Here is a 21,709-nt window from a genome sequence, read left to right as displayed (position 1 = left end):
AATGGAGTTATAGAACAATTATGTGTACAAAAAGAGGCATTATTGAATGAATTTATTATCTTTGCGCACAAAAAAGCGGAATAAACAATGGCAAGTAATGCAGATTTTGTACAGTATATCGCCGACCAGTGTAGGGGGGCAGGCGAGATTGTAGCCAAGAAGATGTTTGGCGACTACGGCATCTATTGCGATGGCAAGATATTCGGTTTGATTTGCGACGACCATTTTTATCTGAAACCCACCGATGCCGTACGTGAGATGCTGAAGGTTATCGACCTGTGCCCACCCTACCCAGGCGCCAAGCCTTACTTCTACATCGCCGATGTAGATGATCACGGCTACCTTTCCGCCCTGGTCAAAGAAACCTGCAAACATCTTCCTGAGCCAAAGCCCAGGAAGAAGAAAAAATAAGTAGTTATGTTTCGGGGTACAAAACCTAAGGAAAACAGGTACAAATAGTAAGCTTAACAGGTACAAGTAGCCTACTCATTTATCGTTTGCCTATACGCAAACGATCATTCGGCTATACCCAAACGACTGTGCGCCTATACGCAAACGATTATTCGAGTATAGGCAAATCAAAGCATATTCAAGCATCCTAAACCTCTGTATAGATATGCTCTCTACCCATCTGTGTCTTCAGCAGTTTGGGATTTTTTCCAAGAGTCCATAAGTTGAGTTGTTTGCGGGCGGAATAGAGTGTAAGACCCGAAACACGCGAGAACATACCTGCAGTAATATAGCCAGTGCGCTGGACAACGCCTCGCATGATCTGCTCCAATTGTTCCTTATCAGCCATAAGTTCCTGTGTATCAGGATTATGATAACGACGGAATCCACTCAACCACTTCTTGATTTCCTTATCCCAAAGTTTACCCGGATTATATTCAACACCCTCCAAGCGTACATCGCGATCCTTAACCTCTCTGGCATCGGTTATTTGCTTGGTAAGAACCAATCTTGGTGCAAACGACCCGATGGGTGTATCAATACGATACCCTTCGGCCAGGAATCTTCCCGCCGCTCTTATAAACGCATCGAAGGCACGATGAAGCTCACCATATCGCGAATAGTTCATTCCCTCACAGTAATCCTCCAACTCCTTCATATCGATCTTCAGTCCGCTTTTGGGGCGAACATAAACCAAGTTCTTCCCATCTGCGCCTTTCACTGGCGTAGGGTGAACCTCATACCACATTCCACTATTCTTTCTAGGCATATTTATAGTTTCCTAAATAACTGCCTGCAAAGATATAACAAATATTCGAATCAACAAAACTTATTCATAAAAAAAGTCCCAACCTTGCGATTGGGACTTAAGCGCTTCAGGATGGGCTTGCACCGTGGGCGTTGAAATTGTTGAAAATCTTTAGAAATTGTAAGAAACTTAATATCAATTAGTTACAAAAACAATACGAAAAGTTTCGAAAAGTTAAAATTTCACCAAATCTACAAATTTGGCTACAAATTGGCTACAATTTTTCAAAAAATGTATTACCTATGCACCCAACAAAAGTAATAAAAATATGTCGCAATTCTTTTTGAGAACAAATAAGACTGAGGGTAAAGCACCTTTGTATGTAAGAACGCGCCGTAAAGGAATTCTGTTCTGTGTTACTACTGGTATTATGGTCGATGTGAAGGAATGGGCGAAGGCCCAGAAGAGTCTATCGGCTATGCAACGATACGAGAGAACTGACGAAGGTGTACGCGTTCATGATCTTCAAGTAGAGGTTATGAAAACCATTGATGTACTTTATGCTGAAAACAAAGTGCAATCTAAGGAGGATAAGCCTGTGTTGGAACAAGCCCTGTCACGGGTTGTCCATGGGGCAGTAGAGGAAATCCAGCAAACAGCCAAGGTTGTTACTGCCAAATCGAGGGAAACAGTATTGGGTTTCTTTGATTATTTCATTGCTGGTATTTCTGATGGTTCCATCCGTCATGGCGATAACTCAGACTACTCCTCTGGTACAGTTGTCGTGTGGAAAGCTTTCGGTGAGAACCTAAAGGAGTATTGTAAAAAGGATATCTCTTTTGAAGATATTGACAAGCCTTTTGCTGACAGATTCACGCTTTATCTTCAGAAACAAGGCTATATGCCGAATACCATCAACAAAAGGTTTCTTGTTTTCGCAAACTCTGTAACCTCGCAGCTATGGAAGGGTACAACAAGAATGCTGTTTCCCTACGAGTTTGGAAAGACAGGACGATAAAAGAGATAGACAAGCGAGCAGAGATATACCTGACTGACGAGGAGATTGATGCCATGTACGACATGGAACTGACTGGCGAGAATGAGATAGTACGTGACATCTTTCTTCTTGGTTACTTCAGTTGCCAGCGTTATAGTGACTATTGTAAGTTACGCGAAGAGAACTTCATCACCTATAATAAAAGTGGGCTGATCACATTGACCCAGAAGAAAACCGGGAAAAAGGTCGAAGTGCCTATTTTCGATGATCGTGTCTATGAACTTTGTGAGAAGTATAACTATAATTTTCCGGATATTACTGCTCAGAAAATGAATTTGAAGATTAAGGTTGTTGGTTATGAGTTGTCAAAAACGGTACCTTCTTTTTGTGAGAAGTATGTAACAGTATTGACTGGTGTAGAAAAACGATCCGAACAAACTTATGAAAGGCTGTTGAAGAAGAAAAAGGATGGCATCAAGTTCACGGAAAACGAACGCAAATGGTTCCACAAACTGGATAGGGTTGCTAAGTTGCGCAATGGTTCTCCTCTTTGGGAACGGAACAAGCATGGCGAAGTTATACGTGCCAAATACGAGCTGATATGTTCACATACGGCACGAAGGAGTGGAACCACTAACCTATATAAATTAGGTGTGCTGTCAGACCTGGAACTGCGTAGCATAACAGGCCATGAGTCGCAGAAGAACTTTGAGGGCTACATCCGCATAGGTATATCGGAGCAGGCCCTAAGAGTTGGAGATAAGATTAAGGCTGCGATGGGAGCGAAAAAAAGGTTGACAAGTAGAAAAACACTAAGCGGTTTTCAACTGTCAACCAAATAGCAGGTAAGTATTTAACCAGTATAATACTTATCAATTTTCGGTAAATAGAAGAAGCCGTTCAACAAGTTGATGTACGGTGGTTGATGACTCTTCCTTTGCAGGATTACTACCGTCAAACGCCTTCAGGACATTTTTTGCATTATCTATCGCCATACGAGTTCTTGGATAGATGACATTGAAGACCTTCACAGAGTCACCCTTTGCTTTGCCATATTTGAAACCGAGCAGATGGGTAAGCATCTCGGCATAACGGTTTCTATGTATGGCTCCTTGATAAAGGTTGAAATGTAATAGGAACCAATATTCAAATGCTTGGTTGCTATATGCCACATGAAAACCATTAGTCTGAGCCATCTGTATGGCAGCGTTGAAATCGCTGTCAGAAAAATCATCCTTGTCAAATACGACCCAACATTGATCATAATTCCGGTTTCTCCTCTTCTCAATGTCTCTAATGGCTATTGCTTCCTTCACTAACGATATGGTGTTCATGCCCTTACCGATAGCTTTCACGTTTGCAGATGTCAGTCGGAAGGAGTTGAAGTATTCTGGTTCAGTTACCTCTCCTTCACAGACGATAAGGAAGGTTTGTTTAACCAGCCTTAGGCTGCTTGTCCTTTTGAGTGTACGCTCAATCTTGGGGTTTTGTCTGCGTGCCATCACTCTGCCCTCCTTAATACTGACTCCAGATTACCGATAATGGGTGTGGCTCCATATTTTCCACTGAGATAATCCTTTTCGAAAGGAGCATCACTCCTGACTTTATAGTCTGACAGGGAATAGAGTGAAGTGGCCCCGAATCGATCCTTCTGTGTGAACCAGATTTGGTCACGACGGAACAGACCAGAACTGAGAATATTGGTGTCATGCGCTGTGAATATCAATTGAGCGTTACGTGGATTGGATTCGCGGGAGTTAAACAAAGAGATAATTCGATTAGTCAGAACCGGATGCAATTTGGAATCAAATTCGTCAATGACAAGTCTTGATCCGTTGTCAAGCGCCTTGATGATAGGATAAGCCATAGAGAAATATTTGATGGTTCCTTCTGATTCCATGCTTAGGAATGGGAAGCTGGTTTCACCTTTTGCCGCTCCATTTGTGTCATACTGCAGATGTCGGCTAAGGATATGATTGTCACTTTTCTCTATATCCTCAATACCCAAGTCGGCAAACTTGGAAAATTCCACGATTCTTGACCGCATCTCTACATCGTCAAGATGGTTTACGGCCATATTCCACATCCTTTCTTCGTCAGAGCATGTAAGGATGGTTGTTTCCACAAGCCAGTTGATAATCTGAACCGCAGTAGGGTCGTTAAACTGAGCTGCGGCAGAAAGTAGGAGGGCATTGTTGCGAATCATCTTCCTGTTCACTAAGTCAGTAGCGATTGAGAAAGATGTATGGACTTTCATTTCCTCTCCTTCACGGTAAAACAGTTCCACCTCCTTAGCTCTCTTACGACAGGCTTTCCTATACAGCCATTCGCCATGCACAGACTCACGGCTGACATCCATGCCATAGCGATATTGGTACCCATCCAGAATGAATATCATCTCAAAAGAACTGGGTGCCTTGGCGCTATCTGTATTCAGTTTAAACGCTTCAACGCCAATCTCCTCCCCAGCTTGCAGATTCTTAAAGGAATCAATAATATAGCTCTTGAAGAAATCGAGGGCCTTTATAACATTGCTTTTGCCTGAAGCATTGGCACCTAAAATGACAGCACTCTTTAAAAGGCTGACATCTATTCCGTCAATGTCAAACATTACATCCTCTGTCGCAACGCGAGCATCTTTAAGAGGTGATGCTACCAACGACAGGGTGGCTGGCTCCATAATAGAGCGGAAATTTTCAACTGAAAACTGGATAATCATAAAGATAATTCGCTTGTTTGTGAAATTTCTGCAAAAATACGAGTTTTCTTTCGAAATTCCAAGAGAAAACTCTAATTTCTGCAATTATTTTATGATTTTTTACAAATGGAATATGGCAAGAAAACAACCGAAATCATCCGGCCTTGATATCGAAGATATGATGAATGACATAGACAACCTCATTGTAGAGATTACACTGTGGATCGTTATTACTTTTGGAAAATGATGGTGAAGGAATAATTGAATCAGTAAAGGCCAAATGAGCTTGCGAGATGTAGATTATCAGCCTCAGACGGTTAAATTTATATTAAATTACACCTTATTATATATTAGGTAAGAGAATTATTTCGTATCTTTGCAAGTGCAATCTGTGGCTTGCCGCAGAAAGCGGGAGTTCTTTTCTTATGAATAAAATGCGTTTGCTACCGTTCTATCCACATTAGAACCTGAGAAATTCTTATAGCAAATAGAAACGAGAAGTAGTAGACAAGTTGCTAGCGCACTCGATATGAGTGGGCTTACTTGTCTATTTCTCGGGTTTTCTCAGGACCTTAATGTGGGGCAGGTAATGTTCCCACTCTTTTTGTGTCCTATAGGAACCCATCTATTTCAAGGAGAGATAGTAGAAGCGCTTGAAATAGCAAACAGATGCCAAAGAAGTATTGGACTGAAGACAAGTTTGTTAATCGTGTCATTGAGGGTGACTGCATCGAGGTGATGCGCCATCTGCCCAATGACTGTATTGACATGGTGCTGTGTGATTTGCCTTATGGCACAACACAGAATAAGTGGGACAGTATAGTTCCGCTCGATGAATTGTGGGCTGAGTACAAGCGTATCGTTAAGCCCAATGGTGCTATTGTGTTGACCTCGCAAGGTTTGTTTACTGCTGCATTGATTATGAGCCAGCCTAAACTCTTCAAGTATAAATGGGTATGGGAGAAATCGAAGCCAACGAACTTCTTGAATGCAAAGAAACAACCGTTGAGAAAACATGAGGACGTTTGTGTCTTCTATAACAAACAATCAGTTTACAATCCTCAGATGACAGAAGGTGAGCCTTACGATAAAGGTGTTCGTAAGAACCAGTTAAGTGGTAGTTATGGTGATTTCCAGCCTGTGCATGTGCATAGCGATGGTAAACGCTATCCGACTGATGTAGTTTATTTCAAGACGGCAGAAAGCGAAGGTGAGGTTTTTCATGCAACCCAAAAGCCAGTTGAGTTGGGACGTTATTTCGTGCGTACCTACTCGAATCCAGGTGACATCATCCTTGACAATACAAGCGGTAGCGGCTCTTTCGTTGTTGCAGCATTGATGGAGGGACGTAACTTTGTGGGAATAGAGAAGAATGCAGATACCGAGCTTTTCAAAGGTGAGAAGATTGACTACATCAAAAAGACCCGCGAACGACTACAAGAAGCATGGCGGGAACTTGGTGAAGAAAAGACAAGGTATCTGCGAGTATGCAATCTAATTGAGAAGTTTACAAAATAATAAAATCGGCCTATGGCAACTACTATCCGAAAAAACGAACGAAGCTGGGCGATAGAACTTATATCGCAAATCAATCAGTTCTCAACAGATAATGACCTGATTATTAAGAGAGCCGGTGGTGAATCAACGGTAAGTGAACATCGTGGACAAAGTATGTTCCCGGATGTGATACTCTATGGGGATCATGACTTATCAAGTATTCTGCAAGGTTGGGAGTTGAAGATGCCTGATGTCCCGATTACTGATGAAGACTTTGTTCACGATGCCAAACGCAAGGCAAGAGCTTTGAATCTGAACAGTTGTGTTATTTGGAACTTTACTCATGTCAAACTATACGTTTATGACGATAACAGTCATGACTATGAGGTGAAGAAAACTTGGGACAATAATACCATCAGGACTCGAAATGATGTTCAGAGGTACAAGTCAAGATGGGAGAGTACATTGCAAAGTGTGCTGACATCAGTCAATGAGTATCTTATTTCAGGTGAAGTGAAGAAGAGGTTCATTGGTGAAGTTCTCACAAAAACATCTATCTCCAATCTCGTCAATGAAAACAAGTACAATGTCGCAAATAGCCTAAGAAATGCGGCAAATAGTGATGCCATTATGTCTGCCCACATAGATACATGGTGGAAAGATATAGAGTCGGAGTATAGAGGCGATGAGGAGGATAAGTTTGCTGCCTATGCAAAAAGCATCATCATCAATTGGGCCAATCGTATCATCTTTGCCCACCTGATTAAGCGTAGGCAACAAAGTGCTTTTGCCATTGACCAACTCGATTACGATAGTACGCCAAGGGATGGCAACAAGATCTTTCAGGAGATAACCGAAAAGAGTGACTTCTATAATATTTTTAGCGTAATTCCCTACAATGAGCATATTTCCGAGAAGACATGGGCTCAGTTGGTAGAGCTATCGCTTTTCTTGAAGAATTCTCCCATCAACAATATTAGTCAAAGGATTCTTCAGCAGGTGCTCGAAGGTTCGGTCAATATTTCCAAACGACTGATGAATGGCCAATATCCCACACCTCCGACATTAGCCGCCATTCTTTCACGGATGACAATCCATGATGTAAATGGTGAATGTTTCGATGGTTGTTGTGGAACTGGTACAATACCAAGTTTTATTATCAACTTCAAGAAAGACAGGAGAATCGGAGCAGCACAAGCGATGGCTACGACCTGGGCCAGCGACAAATTCAAATTGCCTTTGCAGATTGCGAATCTGGCAATGACCAACTACGATACTATTAACATGCCATGCCGCCTGTTCCAGAAAGATATTTTAACGTTGAATCCAGGCGACGAGGTGGAAATAGTAAATCCGCAAACTGGTGAACGGGAAACCTTTAGTTTGCCCCTCTTCGATAGTTTTGTGTCTAACCTTCCATTTGTCAAGTCAAGTGGAATTCCAGATGATGACACACCATTTGTAACTGCAATTAAGCGGGCAAACAATCTTTCGGGTAGGTCTGACTTCAGTTATTATATAGCCCTCCACTTGAAAAATCTTGTAAAGGCTGGCGGCTATGTTGGAATCATCCTTTCCAATTCATTCCTCGGAACAGATGCCGGCAGCAAATTCCTTGCAGCCATTAGGGAAGATTTTGACGATATGCGCATTCATATCAGTGGCAGCGGCAAATGGTTTACAAATGCTGATATTGTGACCGCATTGCTGATAATGAGAAGGAAAAGTGAAGAAGTAGAGGAAAATACTTCTATTTCATTCTTCACATGGAAACGAAATCTCAATGTTATTTCTGAGAGCCGTGATTACCAAGAAACGATTATAAACTCTTCATTGCTTGATAGGGAATTGGACAATGAAGTCATAGCAAGAGTGAATTACAACGCTGAAGAATTGGAATCGCTGATAAATCTAAAAGTGTCATATAATTCTCTGTTCAGCAATCTCAAATGGTTGCTGGAAATAAAAGACAAGTTAGTGCCAGTCAGCAACTATCTGAAAGTATTCAGGGGTAGTCGTAGAGGTTGGGATCCAATGTTTTTCCCACAAAGCGATGCACCTATTGAACCGCAGTTCTTGAAAGACGTGCTCATGAATGCAAGGACCACAGATAGCTATATTGCATCTCCGACCACAGACAGAAAAGCTTTCTGCTGTAGTATGGAAACTGATGAACTTGAAAGTCTTGGGTATCGAGGAGCACTGGCTTGGATTAAGAAATTCGAGGCAGAGGTAAATGAAATAGGAAGACCTCTTCCTGACGTTCTGGCACGTGCTGGAATGGAATGGTATGAACTGACAACCGATGAGATAGCCGAGATATTCACAATGATGAATCCCGATGACCGCATGTTCTACGCTAAGTTCAACTCGCCAACGTTTATCAATCAGAGATTGATTGGATTGAAGAGAAAACGAACTACGGATAATCTTGACTTGCTTCATGCCTTGCTCAATTCAATGCTCTCCTTATTTTATATAGAGGCTGTCGGTTTCGGTAGAGGTCTTGGTGTGCTTGATATCAACAAGGACTCCATTTCAAAATGTTATATGCTAAATCCAGCTTTGCTAAACGAAGAACAGAAGACGGCTATAATGACTCAATTCTCTCAACTAGTAGAGCGTGGTATCATAGACATTAATCTGGATATAGATGACCCCATCAGACAAGAATTCGAAAGAGTGGTATTAGACGCCTTTGGAATTGGAGAATATTTTGACAATATCGTATCAAGCCTTAAAGCAATGAGGAAGGTTCGTAAGGCAGTCAGGCAGACCATTGTTCAACTGAGGTCACTCAATGACTCGGGAAGAAACGATGGTTTTGATGAACAGCTAATGTTAATGGCAGCCGAGAATGGACCAGAGAATTAACCCCCCGCCTTTGCCAAGAGCAGACGGCAAGGAGAGGGTTCTGATATAAAGAAAGGGCTTTTAGCCAATGATGACCAACCGATTGCCGACAATATCGTACCTAACAGGACGGGCGAATGATACGGCTTGGCCGTTATAGATGGCTGAGACATCTATGCCTCGTCGTTGGAACTCGGCGATGAGTGCCTGGTCGTGGTAGGCTCGCATACCAGTCTAGCCGGTATTACCGACCTGATGATTGAATACTGTTACTAACTCGGGAATCTGCATGTCTGCGAACCGCAGGGCATACTTGGTGTAATAAATGTGCTGTTGCATAACTTTTGTTTTTGAAGTTTATAAATGTTGCTTCCGCATCGTACTGACCACCGTGGCTAAGCTAAAGCTCGGTTGGCGAGTCACCCTTTCGGGCACTGCTCTTGATGCTTCGGGTGCAAAGGTACAAAGAAATAATGAAAGAATAATAGAAATCGATGCCAATTCTTCTGAATATGCAAAAAAGATACGAAAAAGTTTGGCGGTTTGTGAAAATATGTATAATTTTGCCGCCGTTTTTCAAATTTATGTAAACAAAGAGCAATGCTGCAACAAAGAATGAACATATCAACACTGTTACCGCTCCAGAGCAAAGAAAGCTTTGGAGGCTTCTGCTATGTTCATACGACAAACTCGATGAGTATTGCAGCACGTGACTGGTACACGCCAAATTTCCAACGAACATCATCAGATAGAGAATCTGACCGGACGGCATAGATGCAGCCGAACTTCAGAGTATAAGAGATAACGAGACCGTTGGAAAGAACTTACCAAACTTTCCAACGGTTTTTCGTTATCGGTGTGTCCATTATCCGTACTTCTCCGCGGCCTTAGCAGACGGGCATACGCTAATCAACAACAGTATTAACCGCGCAGCGATGCGCACAAAAAGAAAAGAACAATGATTGAATTCAAGAAGTACAGCTCTATCGAAAACTCCTTCAGCCGTGAGTTCATGGAGCACGTGGTGGCTGAGATGCCACAGGATTTGGAATATGTAGTGCAGGAGAAGGTGCATGGTGCCAACACCAGCTTTCTCTGCGATGGTGAGGAGGTGAGGTTTGCCAAGAGGACTTCGATGCTGGCCGATGGTGAGCAGTTCTATGACTACCTAGAACTGCTCGACAGATACAAGGACAGGGTGCAGAAACTCTTCGCAGACATAAAGGCAAAGTATCCGGAGGTGACCCACATCTCTGTTTTTGGCGAGATGTTTGGCGGCTTATATCCTCACGATGGCGTGAAGGTCGCTCACAAGGTTGCGCTGATTCAGAAGGGGGTCTGCTACACTCCCGAGCACGAGTTCTACGGCTTCGACATCTATCTCTTTGCTGAGGATGGTGGTCGGTTCTTGCCTGTCGATGAGGTGAATGAACTTTTCGAGACCGAGGGCTTCTTCTACGCCAAGACCCTCTTTCATGGGACTCTGACCGAGTGTCTGAAACATCCCAACGCCTTCCAGAGCAAGATTGCCGAATGGCTTGGACTACCCGCTATCGAGGACAATATCTGCGAGGGTATCGTCATCCGTCCCGTTACTCCAATGTATCTGGGGAACGGATCTCGCGTGCTCATCAAGAGTAAGAACGAGCGGTTTGCCGAGAAGAAGAGCGTAAAGAAGCGCAACAAGCTCTTTGCCGAGCCCGTACCCTATAGCGATGCATTGAAGATTCTGATTGAGGAGGGCGAGACCTACGTCACCGAGAACCGTCTGGCAAACGTGGTGAGCCACATCGGTGAGGTACACTTCCCAAAGGACTTTGGTCGCGTGATGGGCGCACTCTCCAAAGACGTGCTTGACGACTTCCTAAAAGAGCATGGTGGCTCTTATGCAGCCCTTGATAAGTGCGAGCAGAAGTCGCTCAACAAAGAGTTGAACAAGCTCTGCACCGCCCTCGTGAAGCAGGTTTATATGAGCCAGGCTTATATCATGGAATAGTAATTCGTCTCTCCCAGTTAAAGGCTGGGGGAGACTTAATAAGAGATTTATTCTCTTCTGCAATGTAACATTTCATATTTATCCCTACTTATAGGTAGAAAATTTAAAAAGAATAGAACAATGAACAAGATTTATTTTACGGCCGACTTGCATTTCGGCCATTCGAACATACTGAAGCATTCACCTAAGCGCCCGTTTTCGGATACGGTAGATATTGTGGCACACGACGAATGGTTGCTTGACCTTTGGAAGAGCACAGTAGACAAGCGTGATACGGTATATATTCTGGGTGATCTGACATTCCTGAAGAGTGAGAATGCCCGCCATCTGTTGGAGAAACTGCCTGGGCAGAAGTTCCTGATTGAGGGGAACCACGATGGCTCGATTCGGGCTTACAAGAACTATTTCAAGGAGGTCTATCAGATCAAGGAGATGCGTTTCAAACCATCTGTGGCACCGTTCTTGAAAGAGGATCTCTGTGTGGTGATGTGCCACTATCTTATGGTGACATGGAACCAAAAGCCACGAGGATCTATAATGCTTCATGGTCATAGTCATGGCAAACTCGACGACTATAATGCACTGTCGATGGACCTACGCTTTGATGTTGGTATAGACGGTTCTCTCGCCAATCTGCACTTCCTGACATTGGAGGATATCTATAACGTAGCCATAGAGAAGATTAAGCAGTACGATTGCAACACCTTCATGGAGTATGCACAGAACAACTATCGTAGTGAAGTGAGGTAAACAAATGGTAATGAATTAACAAAAAACAAACAATATGGGAACTTATAGCAGTATTTTTATCGAATTCAAGAAAAAGGATCAGTGGCATTTGCTTGAAGGAATTGTGCCCCTCGATTATAAAGAATGGAGATATTTTGGCGAAGGCCCCTCTCCCGACGATAATCACCCCATAGAGATTGGCGGAGTGAAGATGGGTTGTATGTTTACTCTTGTACGCCAAGGATGCGTTAGAGACCTGTTGGTTGGTCACGATGCGCCATTCAATGACAGGGGCTTCCCAAACGACTTGAGCCCTGAGTTGAAAGAGATGTTTGACAAGGTTCAGGAAAGAATAGATTCGAAGAAGGATGTCGGCGTATTTGGCGGAGACTGGCGATGGGGCAAGTCGTGGTGCTACTTGACAGAACTGCAGTCATATTTGGATGAGCAGTTGGAGAAATGTAAGTCGGCTATACTGACGGAGCACTCCAAACAACTCTCTTATGGCATCTCAGAGAAACTCGATACGATTCTTGCGGCTGTCAATGGGAAAAAGATTGAAACTAAAAAGAAGCAGCAGGAAGACGAGGACGACTACATTGACCAGGGAGAAATGCTGGAGTATTACTTGGGGGAAGAACTGAACGAAATCATCTGGTTGAAGGAATTTGCTGCAGGCATCGCCCTCATCCATGAGTTTTTGACTGATGAATGGTGCTCAGAGGATTCTATCCGACTCGTATTTTATGCCAGTTAGGCCATACGAATAATTAATGATTTGATATGAACAACGTATATTTAAGAGCAATGAGAATACAATACATGAGTGATCTCCATATGGAGTTATATGACAATTCGCGGTATATAAAAGCGAATGAGTTTGAAGTTGTGGGCGATGTTCTGGTGCTCGCAGGTGACACGTTCTACCTGCGGGACATCATTGCCCCTCAGAAGCGATTTTGGAACTGGGCATCAAAGAACTTCCAGCAAGTGCTATTAGTACCTGGTAATCACGAGTTCTACAGCAATGGCGACGTAACAGCACGTGGCGACAGTTGGCAATGGATGATACGTGAGAATGTGGGCTATTATTATAATAAGGTGGTGCGCATAGACGATACGGACTTCATTCTGACTACGCTGTGGTCGAGAATACCAGAGCAGGATATGTTCCATGTTCAGCGTGGCATGAACGACTTCCGCCAGATTATGTATAATGGCCGTCGGTTTATGCCTGAGGACTTCAATCTTGAACATGAGAAATGTCTTAGGTTCTTGAAGCGTGCAGTCGAGGAGAGTACCGCCAAGCATATCGTTGTAGTTACTCACCATTTGCCTTCATTGGCAGTTGTGGCTGCACGACACATGGGTTCTGTCTTGAACGGAGCATTTGCAACGGAACTTGGCAACTTCATTGCTGACAGCCGCATTGACGCATGGATATATGGCCATTCACACACGAACATCGATACTACCATAGGAAATACGAAGATTGTGTGTAACCAAATGGGGTATGTGTTCTCAAACGAGCACCTGACTAACGGATTTGAATCCGGCAAAGTAATAGAACTATAAAATAGAAAGATTATGAACCATTCAGATTGTAAAATACATTATGCCAGTAAACAAAAACGCATTATTGCGTTACAAGATAATAGACAGAAGCCTGCGCAACAGGTACAGAAGATGGACGATAGAGGACCTGGTTGATGAAGTATCTGATGCGCTGTACGATATGGAAGGGATTCGCAAAGGGATCTCTCTTAGAACAGTTCAGAACGATATTCAGATTATGCGTTCTGACAAACTCGGATACAATGCGCCCATAGAGGTTTACGATCAGAAGTACTACAGGTACGCTGATCCTGACTACTCTATCACTGAACTGCCTCTGACAGCTGATGATTTCAAACTTATCACGAAGGCAGTAAAGATGTTAGAAAAGACAGAGGGGAAACCTGAACTTCAGCAGATGGGCAGAGTACTTGCGAGAGTTAAGAAAAGGCTAACAGCCATTCTGAACTATGGATAAAGGAAGGACTCCGGTTCCCTGTTTGGGGAAATCGGAGTCTTTAATGATTGAGTGAGGAATCGGATTCGAACCGATGAATAACGGTTTTGCAGACCGCCCCCTTAAGCCACTCGAGCATCCTCACGTGTAGTTGCGGGAGCAGGATTCGAACCTGCGTCCGGCTTTTGACCGGCCCAGCTTATGAGACTGGTGAGTTAGGCCACTGCTCTATCCCGCGATTTTGCAGAAGCAGAAGGGCTCGAACCTCCGACCTTCGGTTTTGGAGACCGACATTCTACCAACTGAACTATGCTCCCATCGTTGAGGTGGCGGGACTCGAACCCACGAAGCCGAATGGCGACAGATTTACAGTCTGCTCTCGTTGCCGCTGGAGAACACCTCATTATATTCTTGTGGAACCTCGTGGAGTCGAACCACGTTCTCAGGATTTTCAGTCCTGCGCATACACCAAGTCTGCCAAAGTTCCATCAGAGGAGGCTAAGGGATTCGAACCCTTGGGACGTTTGACCGCCCTCTAGTTTTCAAGACTAGTGCAATAGACCAACTCTGCCAAACCTCCAATTTGTGCGGAAGCAGAAGGATTCGAACCTTCGGAGCCTTGCGGCTCGGCACGTTAGCAATGTGCTGGTATCGACCGCTCACCCATACTTCCGTTGGATTTCGGGTGCAAAGGTACAATAGCCCTATGCAGCCTTTCTGCGTAGCAAGAATTATTTTGCAAGAAATCATCAAAAAAGGTTGTTGACAGTTGAAATACCCTAATGATTTTCAACTTGTCAACGTTAGAACTTGACAACGGTTCGCAATTATTATTCTTTGCAGGATCTTGGATTGTTAATTCTGCAAAGGAGAAACACGAATTGGCTACAACAAAACAGAATTGGCTACAAATTGGCTACAATTTTGAAATGTATAAAAAAGAAAAATCCCGTAAGTCGTTGACCTACAGGACTCTTTCTAAGGCGCTTCAGGATGGGCTTGAACCAACGACCCCCTGATTAACAGTCAGGTGCTCTAACCAACTGAGCTACTGAAGCAGGTATTGCTGTTAAGCGGGTGCAAAAGTACGAGGATTTTTTGAAACTACCAAACTTTTTTGGAAAAAAATGACTATAAACCTTAATTTTTTTCATTTTTCCTACAAAAATGTATGTTTTTCGGCAAGAATCATTTAATTTTGCAGCCATAAAAACAATAAATATTGATGATGATGAAGAAGCAGATAATGATAGCTCTCTGTGCGATGGCACTATCGGCCACCGCCACGATGGCCCAGAAGCCTAACGACCACAATTTTGAGGTGGGGAAGCAGTTGGATATACTGAACCATGTCTATAAGAACCTGGATCTGTTGTATGTTGATACGCTGAATCCAAAGGAGACGGTAGGTACAGCTATTAATGCCATGCTTCGTAGTCTGGATCCTTATACAGAGTATTACGCGCAGGATGAAACCAAGAACCTGCGCCAGATGCTGACTGGTAAGTATGCTGGTATTGGTGCCATTGTGCGCAAGCATCAGAAACTGGACCGCGTGGTGATCGATGAGCCCTACGAGAATATGCCAGCGGCTGAGGCTGGTCTGAGAAAGGGTGATGTCATACTGAGCATCGATGACTCGATGATGACATCCAAGGAAGTAGGCTACGTGAGCAGCCATCTGCGTGGTGAACCAGGTACTACTTTCGTGCTGAAGGCCATGCGCCCCAGCACAGGTAAGCTAATGAATTTCAAGATTACGCGTCGCAATATCAAAATGCCCGAGTTGCCTTACTATGGCATGAGGGATGGCGTTGGTTATATCGTGCTGAACCAGTTTACCGAAGGCTGTGCCAAAGAGGTGCGCCGTGCCTTCGTGGATTTGAAGAAGCAGGGTGCCACATCGCTGATATTCGATTTGCGTGGTAATGGCGGCGGATCGGAGCAGGAGGCTGTGGATATCCTGAACATCTGGCTGCCCAAGGGCGTAAAGGTGGTTGAGAACCGTGGAAAAATCCGTCAAGCCAATAAAACCTATGAGACCCGCATTGAGCCTGTAGATACATTGATGCCTATGGTTGTGCTGGTGAATGGCGAGACGGCATCGGCCAGCGAGATTACCAGCGGCGCACTTCAGGATATGGATCGCGCTATTATATTAGGTACGCGTACGTATGGAAAGGGATTGGTTCAGGTACCCATCGATCTGCCTTACAATACCAACATGAAGGTCACTACCTCGAAATATTACATCCCCAGCGGACGTTGCATTCAGGCTTATAACTACAAGCGTGGCATGGGCTATCAGGAGCATATACCCGATTCGTTGACCAAGGTGTTTTATACCCGTAAGGGCCGTGAGGTGCGCGATGGTGGCGGTATCATGCCCGACGTGGAGCTGAAGGGTGACACAATCCCCAACATAGCCTTCTATCTCTCAGCCAGCGGCCAGGACAGCACCGAGGTGATGTTCGACTATGTGGTGGAGTATATAGCCAAGCATCCACAGATAGCGCCTGCAGCCGATTTCCATATCAGCGATGCTGATTGGCAGGAGTTCAAGAACCGGGTGGTAAAGAGTGGCTTTACCTATGACCCTGTAAGCAAGAAGCAATTGGCAGAACTCGTCAAGACAGCTAAGTTTGAGGGGTATTATGATGATGCCAAGCCGACCTTTGATGAGTTGGAGAAGAAGTTGAATCATAATGTGTCTACCGATCTGGATAAGCACGAACGTGTACTGCGCCAGATACTTGAGGCAGATATCATTGCCGCTTACTACTATCAGCGCGGTACCATCGAGGCTGGGTTGAACTATGACAAGCAGGTGAAGGAGGCCATCCGTTTGCTGAAATCTTCGGATGAGTATAAAAAACTGCTGACTCCGAAGAAACCCAAGCAGACTGCCAGCCTGATAAGATTACAGAAAAAATCGCCCGTCAGTATCACCAAAAATGTGTCTAAACCAATGATTTTTAGTGATTTGGCGTAAAAAAGTAAGTAAAAATTTGGAAGATTGCAGAATTATTTGTAATTTTGCACCCGTTCAGCGGAATGAGAGGCTCGAAAGAGTCTCTCATTTCACATTTTAATAACTGTTAGATGATAAATAAAGAGATTATTCAGACATTAACGGAAGAGTGGTTGCAGGGCAACGAGTACTTCCTGGTAGACGTGAACTTTGCGGCTGATGACCGTATTGTTATCGAGATCGACCACGCCGACGGTGTGTGGATCGAGGATTGTGCAGCATTGAGCCGATTCCTTCAGGAGCGCCTGGGTGAGGAACTCGGAGATTATGAATTGGAAGTTGGTAGCGCTGGCCTTGGTCAGCCTTTTAAAGTAGCCCAGCAGTATATTAACCACATCGGCGATACCCTCGAGGTGTTGCAGGCCGATGGCAAGAAGGTGCAGGGTGTACTCAAGGCTGTTGATGCGCCAAGCTTCACCATCACCATGCAGGAGAAGCAGAAGCAGGAGGGCAAGAAGCGCCCCGTATTGGTAGATGTGGATAAGACCTACCAGATGGATGAGGTGAAGTATGCCAAATATCTGCTGGCATTCAAATAATTAAATGAAGAAAATAATAAAAAAATAGTAAGATAAGACAATGGCAATCAAAAAAGAAGTGAAGGGCCCCTCAATGATTGAGACCTTCCAGGAATTCAAGGAAACCAAAAACATCGATCGCACCACATTGGTGAGCGTTTTGGAAGAAAGCTTCCGTAATGTTATCGCCAAGATTTTTGGTTCGGACGAGAATTTTGACGTGATCGTAAATCCCGATAAGGGCGACTTTGAGATTCACCGCAACCGTGTGGTAGTACCCGATGGTGAGGTGGTAGATGAGAACAAGGAAATCGAGCTGAGCGAGGCTCAGAAGATTGAACCCGACTACGAGGTAGGCGAGGAGGTTTCTGAGGAAGTAGAGTTTGCGAAGTTCGGCCGTCGTGCTATCCTGAACCTTCGTCAGACACTGGCCTCGAAGATTCTGGAGCTCGAGCACGATTCACTTTACCAGAAGTATAAGGATAAGGTACACCAGGTAGTGAGTGGTGAGGTATATCAGATCTGGAAGCGTGAGGTGCTGATTGTTGACGATGAGGGTAACGAGCTGCACTTGCCTAAGCAGGAGCAGATTCCTTCGGACAACTATCACAAGGGTGAGACCATTCGTGCCATTGTGAAGGAAGTACAGAACGAGAACAACAATCCCCGCATCATCCTTTCTCGTACAAGCCCAGCATTCCTGGAGCGTCTGCTTGAGGCTGAGGTGCCTGAGATTCAGGACGGTCTGATTACCATCAAGCGCGTAGCCCGTATCCCTGGCGACCGTGCCAAGGTGGCTGTTGAGAGCTACGATGACCGTATCGATCCAGTAGGAGCCTGCGTAGGTGTAAAGGGTAGCCGTGTGCATGGTATCGTTCGCGAGCTCTGTAATGAGAATATCGATGTCATTAATTACTCTGCCAACACTCAGCTGTTTATCCAGCGTGCGCTGAGCCCAGCCAAGATCTCAAGCATCAATCTGGATCAGGAGAACCACAAGGCCGAGGTTTATCTGCAGCCTGAGGAGGTTTCGCTGGCTATCGGTCGTGGCGGTATGAATATCAAGTTGGCATCTATGCTTACTGAATATACCATCGATGTATTCCGTGTACTTAATGAGGGTGAGGCTGATGAGGATATCTATCTGGATGAGTTCTCTGATGAGATTGACCAGTGGGTTATCGATGCCATCAAGGCTATCGGACTGGATACTGCAAAGGCAGTGCTGAATGCCCCACGCGAAATGCTGATTGAAAAGGCCGACTTGGAGGAAGAGACCGTCGACCAACTGCTGGATGTACTCCGCGCGGAGTTTGAGTAATTGTCAAATTGTAAAACAGTCAAATTGTAAATTAGATGGGTGTTAGATTAAATAAAGTATTAGGAGAATTGAATATCGGACTTCAGACAGCGATTGACTATCTGAAGAAGAAGAATCTGGGCGACATAGCCGACGCTACCGTAAACACCAAAATCAGCGATGAACAGTACAATGCGCTGGTGAAGGAGTTTAAGGGCGACAAGGACGTGAAGACCCAGGCCGGTATGATATTCCCCAAAAAGGAGAAGAAAGTAAAGCAGGACCTCAAACCAGAGCCAGTAGCGGCTGAGGCTAAGGAGGAAACCAAGCAGACTTTCACTCCGTTAGGAAAGATAGATCTGAGCACTATTGGCAAACCTGTCAAGGCTCATGAGGAAAAAACCCAGGCTCCTGTGGCAGTGGAGCCCAAAACCGAACCTAAACCCGAGCCCAAACCTCAGGTGAAGTCTGAAGTGAAGCCCGAGGTGAAGGTTGAAGTGAAACCCGAGCCCAAGCCAGAACCGAAGCCCGAGCCCAAACCTGAGCCAAAGGTCGAAGTGAAAGCCGAGCCAAAGGCAGAGGTTAAGGAAGAGCAGAAGCCCGCTGCTGAAGAGAAGTCAATCTTCACACTGAAGAGTGAGAAGAAAATGGCGCCCAACTTCAATGTGGTAGGTAAAATCGATCTTGATTCGCTCAACCAGAGTACTCGTCCTAAGAAGAAATCAAAGGAGGAGCGCCGTAAGGAGCGCGAGGAGAAGCAGGCTCAGATGCACGGTGGTGAAAAGAAGAAGCGCGAGCGTATTCACGGTGGAAAAGAGCGTGTAGATATCGAGGCTGCTGCCAACGAGAATAACAACAAGGGTGGCAACCAGAACAATAAGAAGAACAAGGGCGGAAACCAGAACTATCAGGATGGTAATAATGGCGGTGGCAGAAACAAAAAGAAGAATCGCCCCGTTCAGAAGCCTCTGGAGGTTGACGACGAGGCTGTAGCACGCCAGGTAAAGGAAACGCTGGCCCGTCTGACCTCTAAGAACCAGAATAAGAAGGGTGCCAAGTATCGTCGTGAGAAGCGTGATGCTGTAGCAGAGCGTATGAACGAGGAGATGGCAGCAGAGGCAGCACAGAGCAAGATCCTGAAGCTCACCGAATTTGTTACCGTATCTGAGCTGGCTACCATGATGAACGTGGGTGTAAACCAGGTTATCGGTACCTGTATGAGCATCGGTATCATGGTGTCAATCAACCAGCGTCTGGATGCTGAGACCATCAACATCGTAGCCGAGGAGTTCGGATTCACCACAGAATATGTATCAGCTGAGGTACAGAACGCTATTACTGAGGAGGAGGATGATGAGAACGATCTGATTTCTCGCGCCCCTATCGTAACAGTGATGGGACACGTTGACCACGGTAAGACTTCGTTGCTCGACCACATTCGTAACACCAACGTGATTGCCGGTGAGGCTGGTGGTATTACACAGCATATCGGTGCCTACAATGTGAAGCTGAAGGATGGCCGACAGATAACCTTCCTGGATACCCCTGGTCACGAGGCGTTTACCGCCATGCGTGCCCGTGGTGCTCAGGTGACTGATATCGCCATCATCATCGTTGCAGCTGACGACTCTGTGATGCCTACCACCAAGGAGGCTATCGCCCACGCACAGGCTGCCAACGTACCTATGGTGTTCGCCATCAACAAGATTGATAAACCAGGTGCTAACCCCGATAAGATTCGTGAGGACCTGGCTAACATGAACCTGCTTGTAGAGGAGTGGGGTGGTAAGTACCAGTGTCAGGAAATCAGTGCCAAGAAGGGTATCGGCGTTGATGAGCTGCTTGAAAAGGTATTGCTCGAGGCCGAGATGCTCGACTTGAAGGCTAATCCAAACCGTAAGGCTACTGGTAGTATCATCGAGAGCTCGCTCGATAAGGGTCGTGGCTACGTTTCAACAGTACTCGTATCAAACGGTACGCTGAAGGTAGGCGATGTCGTGATTGCAGGTACTGCTTGGGGTAAGGTAAAGGCTATGTTCAATGAGCGTAACCAGCGCATCGAGAAGGCTGGTCCCGCCGAGCCCGCTATCATCCTGGGTCTGAACGGTGCTCCTACTGCAGGTGACTCGTTCCATGTGATGGAGAGTGAGCAGGAGGCCCGCGAAATCGCTAACAAGCGTATCCAGCTGCAGCGTGAGCAGAGCTTGCGTACCACTACCAAGCTTGGTCTTGATGAGCTGTCGCACCGTATCGCTCTGGGTGAGTTCCACGAGCTGAACATCATCGTGAAGGGTGATACCGATGGTAGTATCGAGGCGCTCTCTGATTCGTTCATCAAGCTCTCTACCGAGAAGGTTCAGGTGAACGTGATCAACAAGGCTGTAGGTCAGATTTCGGAGAACGATGTCATGTTAGCTTCTGCATCAGAGGCTATCATCATCGGTTTCCAGGTACGTCCTTCTGCCGATGCCCGTAAGGCTGCCGATCGCGAGGGTGTTGAAATCAATACCTATTCTATCATCTACGATGCTATCGATGATGTGAAGAGCACCATGCAGGGTATGCTTGATAAGGTTAAGAAGGAGATTATCTCTGGTGAAATCGAGGTTAAGCAGGTATTCAAGATTTCTAAGGTAGGTACCGTTGCCGGTGGTCTCGTTACCGATGGTAAGGTACATAACAAGGATAAGGCCCGCGTTATCCGTGATGGTATCGTGATCCACACTGCTCCTATCGACGCTCTGAAGCGTTATAAGGACGATGCCAAGGAAGTGGCAACCGGACTGGAATGTGGTATCTCGCTGGTTAACTTCAACGATATCCAGGTAGGTGATATCATCGAAACCTTCACAGAGATTGAGGTAGAACAGAAACTGTAATA

General features: G+C 45.1%; 18 protein-coding genes, 8 tRNA genes and 1 riboswitch. Of the genes, 14 read left to right on the top strand and 12 right to left on the bottom strand.

Annotated elements, in window-relative coordinates:
• Positions 1-87 precede the first annotated feature (87 nt).
• Positions 88-411 carry a TfoX/Sxy family protein gene (locus T495_RS0101910; RefSeq protein WP_033147388.1) on the top strand — a complete coding sequence of 108 codons (324 nt, stop codon included), beginning with the start codon at positions 88-90 and terminating at the stop codon, positions 409-411.
• 187 nt (positions 412-598) lie between these two features.
• Here the strand turns inward: T495_RS0101910 and T495_RS0101905 are convergent, their stop codons facing one another.
• Positions 599-1,219, bottom strand: a complete 621-nt coding sequence (locus tag T495_RS0101905) for a hypothetical protein (RefSeq protein ID WP_033147387.1) — start codon at positions 1,217-1,219, stop codon at positions 599-601.
• Between the two features lie 307 nt (positions 1,220-1,526).
• Between T495_RS0101905 and T495_RS0101900 the strand changes: the two genes are divergently transcribed.
• Together T495_RS0101900 and T495_RS0101895 are read left to right on the top strand one after the other, a co-directional pair.
• Positions 1,527-2,216, top strand: coding sequence for a phage integrase SAM-like domain-containing protein (locus T495_RS0101900; protein ID WP_033147386.1), 690 nt, complete (start codon positions 1,527-1,529; stop codon positions 2,214-2,216).
• Positions 2,159-3,037 carry a hypothetical protein gene (locus T495_RS0101895; RefSeq protein ID WP_033147385.1) on the top strand — a complete coding sequence of 293 codons (879 nt, stop codon included), beginning with the start codon at positions 2,159-2,161 and terminating at the stop codon, positions 3,035-3,037. The genes T495_RS0101900 and T495_RS0101895 overlap by 58 nt, the downstream gene beginning before the upstream one ends.
• A gap of 30 nt (positions 3,038-3,067) precedes the next feature.
• Here the strand turns inward: T495_RS0101895 and T495_RS0101890 are convergent, their stop codons facing one another.
• Positions 3,068-3,697 (bottom strand): RloB family protein, encoded by a 630-nt coding sequence (locus tag T495_RS0101890; RefSeq protein WP_033147384.1) that lies wholly within the window; start codon positions 3,695-3,697, stop codon positions 3,068-3,070.
• On the bottom strand, positions 3,697-4,914 hold the full coding sequence (locus T495_RS0101885) for an ATP/GTP-binding protein (protein WP_033147383.1): 1,218 nt from the start codon (positions 4,912-4,914) through the stop codon (positions 3,697-3,699). Before T495_RS0101885 ends, T495_RS0101890 begins: the two co-directional genes overlap by 1 nt.
• Before the next feature lie 648 nt (positions 4,915-5,562).
• Between T495_RS0101885 and T495_RS0101875 the strand changes: the two genes are divergently transcribed.
• Positions 5,563-6,411: a site-specific DNA-methyltransferase gene (locus T495_RS0101875; protein ID WP_033147381.1), complete on the top strand. Its 849-nt coding sequence runs from the start codon at positions 5,563-5,565 to the stop codon at positions 6,409-6,411.
• 12 nt (positions 6,412-6,423) lie between these two features.
• Positions 6,424-9,264, top strand: a complete 2,841-nt coding sequence (locus tag T495_RS0101870; RefSeq protein ID WP_033147380.1) for an N-6 DNA methylase — start codon at positions 6,424-6,426, stop codon at positions 9,262-9,264.
• A 60-nt stretch (positions 9,265-9,324) separates the two neighbouring features.
• Here the strand turns inward: T495_RS0101870 and T495_RS15730 are convergent, their stop codons facing one another.
• On the bottom strand, positions 9,325-9,471 hold the full coding sequence (locus T495_RS15730) for a hypothetical protein (RefSeq protein WP_155993386.1): 147 nt from the start codon (positions 9,469-9,471) through the stop codon (positions 9,325-9,327).
• Between the two features lie 108 nt (positions 9,472-9,579).
• Positions 9,580-9,695: riboswitch (SAM-I-IV-variant riboswitch) on the bottom strand.
• Between the two features lie 506 nt (positions 9,696-10,201).
• Here T495_RS15730 and T495_RS0101860 point away from each other — a divergent pair.
• The 5 genes from T495_RS0101860 (at position 10,202) to T495_RS0101840 (ending at position 14,000) form a co-directional block, all read left to right on the top strand.
• Positions 10,202-11,239, top strand: a complete 1,038-nt coding sequence (locus tag T495_RS0101860) for an RNA ligase, Rnl2 family (RefSeq protein WP_033147378.1) — start codon at positions 10,202-10,204, stop codon at positions 11,237-11,239.
• A gap of 120 nt (positions 11,240-11,359) precedes the next feature.
• Positions 11,360-11,989, top strand: coding sequence for a metallophosphoesterase (locus T495_RS15005; RefSeq protein WP_051651800.1), 630 nt, complete (start codon positions 11,360-11,362; stop codon positions 11,987-11,989).
• Between the two features lie 34 nt (positions 11,990-12,023).
• Complete coding sequence (locus T495_RS0101850; protein ID WP_033147377.1) at positions 12,024-12,725, top strand: hypothetical protein; 702 nt, start codon at positions 12,024-12,026, stop codon at positions 12,723-12,725.
• A 50-nt stretch (positions 12,726-12,775) separates the two neighbouring features.
• Positions 12,776-13,543, top strand: a complete 768-nt coding sequence (locus tag T495_RS0101845; protein ID WP_033147376.1) for a metallophosphoesterase — start codon at positions 12,776-12,778, stop codon at positions 13,541-13,543.
• Positions 13,544-13,583: 40 nt separating this feature from the next.
• Positions 13,584-14,000, top strand: a complete 417-nt coding sequence (locus T495_RS0101840) for a hypothetical protein (RefSeq protein ID WP_028902991.1) — start codon at positions 13,584-13,586, stop codon at positions 13,998-14,000.
• 50 nt (positions 14,001-14,050) lie between these two features.
• On the opposite strand, the gene T495_RS0101835 is transcribed toward T495_RS0101840, so the two are convergent.
• From T495_RS0101835 to T495_RS0101800, 8 genes are all read right to left on the bottom strand, one after another.
• Positions 14,051-14,124 (bottom strand) — tRNA-Cys (locus tag T495_RS0101835).
• Between the two features lie 6 nt (positions 14,125-14,130).
• Positions 14,131-14,217: transfer RNA gene (locus T495_RS0101830), tRNA-Met, on the bottom strand.
• Between the two features lie 6 nt (positions 14,218-14,223).
• Positions 14,224-14,296: transfer RNA gene (locus T495_RS0101825), tRNA-Trp, on the bottom strand.
• A 4-nt stretch (positions 14,297-14,300) separates the two neighbouring features.
• Positions 14,301-14,382: transfer RNA gene (locus tag T495_RS0101820), tRNA-Tyr, on the bottom strand.
• A gap of 11 nt (positions 14,383-14,393) precedes the next feature.
• Positions 14,394-14,466, bottom strand: a tRNA-Phe gene (locus T495_RS0101815).
• A 5-nt stretch (positions 14,467-14,471) separates the two neighbouring features.
• Positions 14,472-14,559, bottom strand: a tRNA-Ser gene (locus T495_RS0101810).
• An 8-nt stretch (positions 14,560-14,567) separates the two neighbouring features.
• A tRNA-Ser gene (locus T495_RS0101805) sits at positions 14,568-14,652 on the bottom strand.
• Between the two features lie 311 nt (positions 14,653-14,963).
• A tRNA-Asn gene (locus tag T495_RS0101800) sits at positions 14,964-15,037 on the bottom strand.
• 173 nt (positions 15,038-15,210) lie between these two features.
• On the opposite strand from T495_RS0101800, the gene T495_RS0101795 reads away from it, so the two are divergent.
• From T495_RS0101795 to infB, 4 genes are all read left to right on the top strand, one after another.
• Positions 15,211-16,971, top strand: a complete 1,761-nt coding sequence (locus T495_RS0101795) for a S41 family peptidase (RefSeq protein WP_081773259.1) — start codon at positions 15,211-15,213, stop codon at positions 16,969-16,971.
• A 110-nt stretch (positions 16,972-17,081) separates the two neighbouring features.
• A complete protein-coding gene (gene rimP / locus T495_RS0101790; RefSeq protein WP_028902993.1) occupies positions 17,082-17,549 on the top strand; it encodes a ribosome assembly cofactor RimP in 468 nt (155 codons plus the stop codon).
• A gap of 40 nt (positions 17,550-17,589) precedes the next feature.
• Positions 17,590-18,849 (top strand): transcription termination factor NusA, encoded by a 1,260-nt coding sequence (gene nusA / locus T495_RS0101785; protein WP_028902994.1) that lies wholly within the window; start codon positions 17,590-17,592, stop codon positions 18,847-18,849.
• 35 nt (positions 18,850-18,884) lie between these two features.
• Positions 18,885-21,707, top strand: coding sequence for a translation initiation factor IF-2 (gene infB / locus T495_RS0101780; protein WP_033147375.1), 2,823 nt, complete (start codon positions 18,885-18,887; stop codon positions 21,705-21,707).
• Positions 21,708-21,709 lie beyond the last annotated feature (2 nt).

The organism is Prevotella sp. P6B1, from assembly GCF_000702825.1.
In the GTDB taxonomy this organism is placed as follows: Bacteria; Bacteroidota; Bacteroidia; order Bacteroidales; family Bacteroidaceae; genus Prevotella.
The sequence above is the reverse complement of the archived record's forward strand: the minus strand, read 5'-3'. Positions and strand labels throughout refer to the sequence as shown.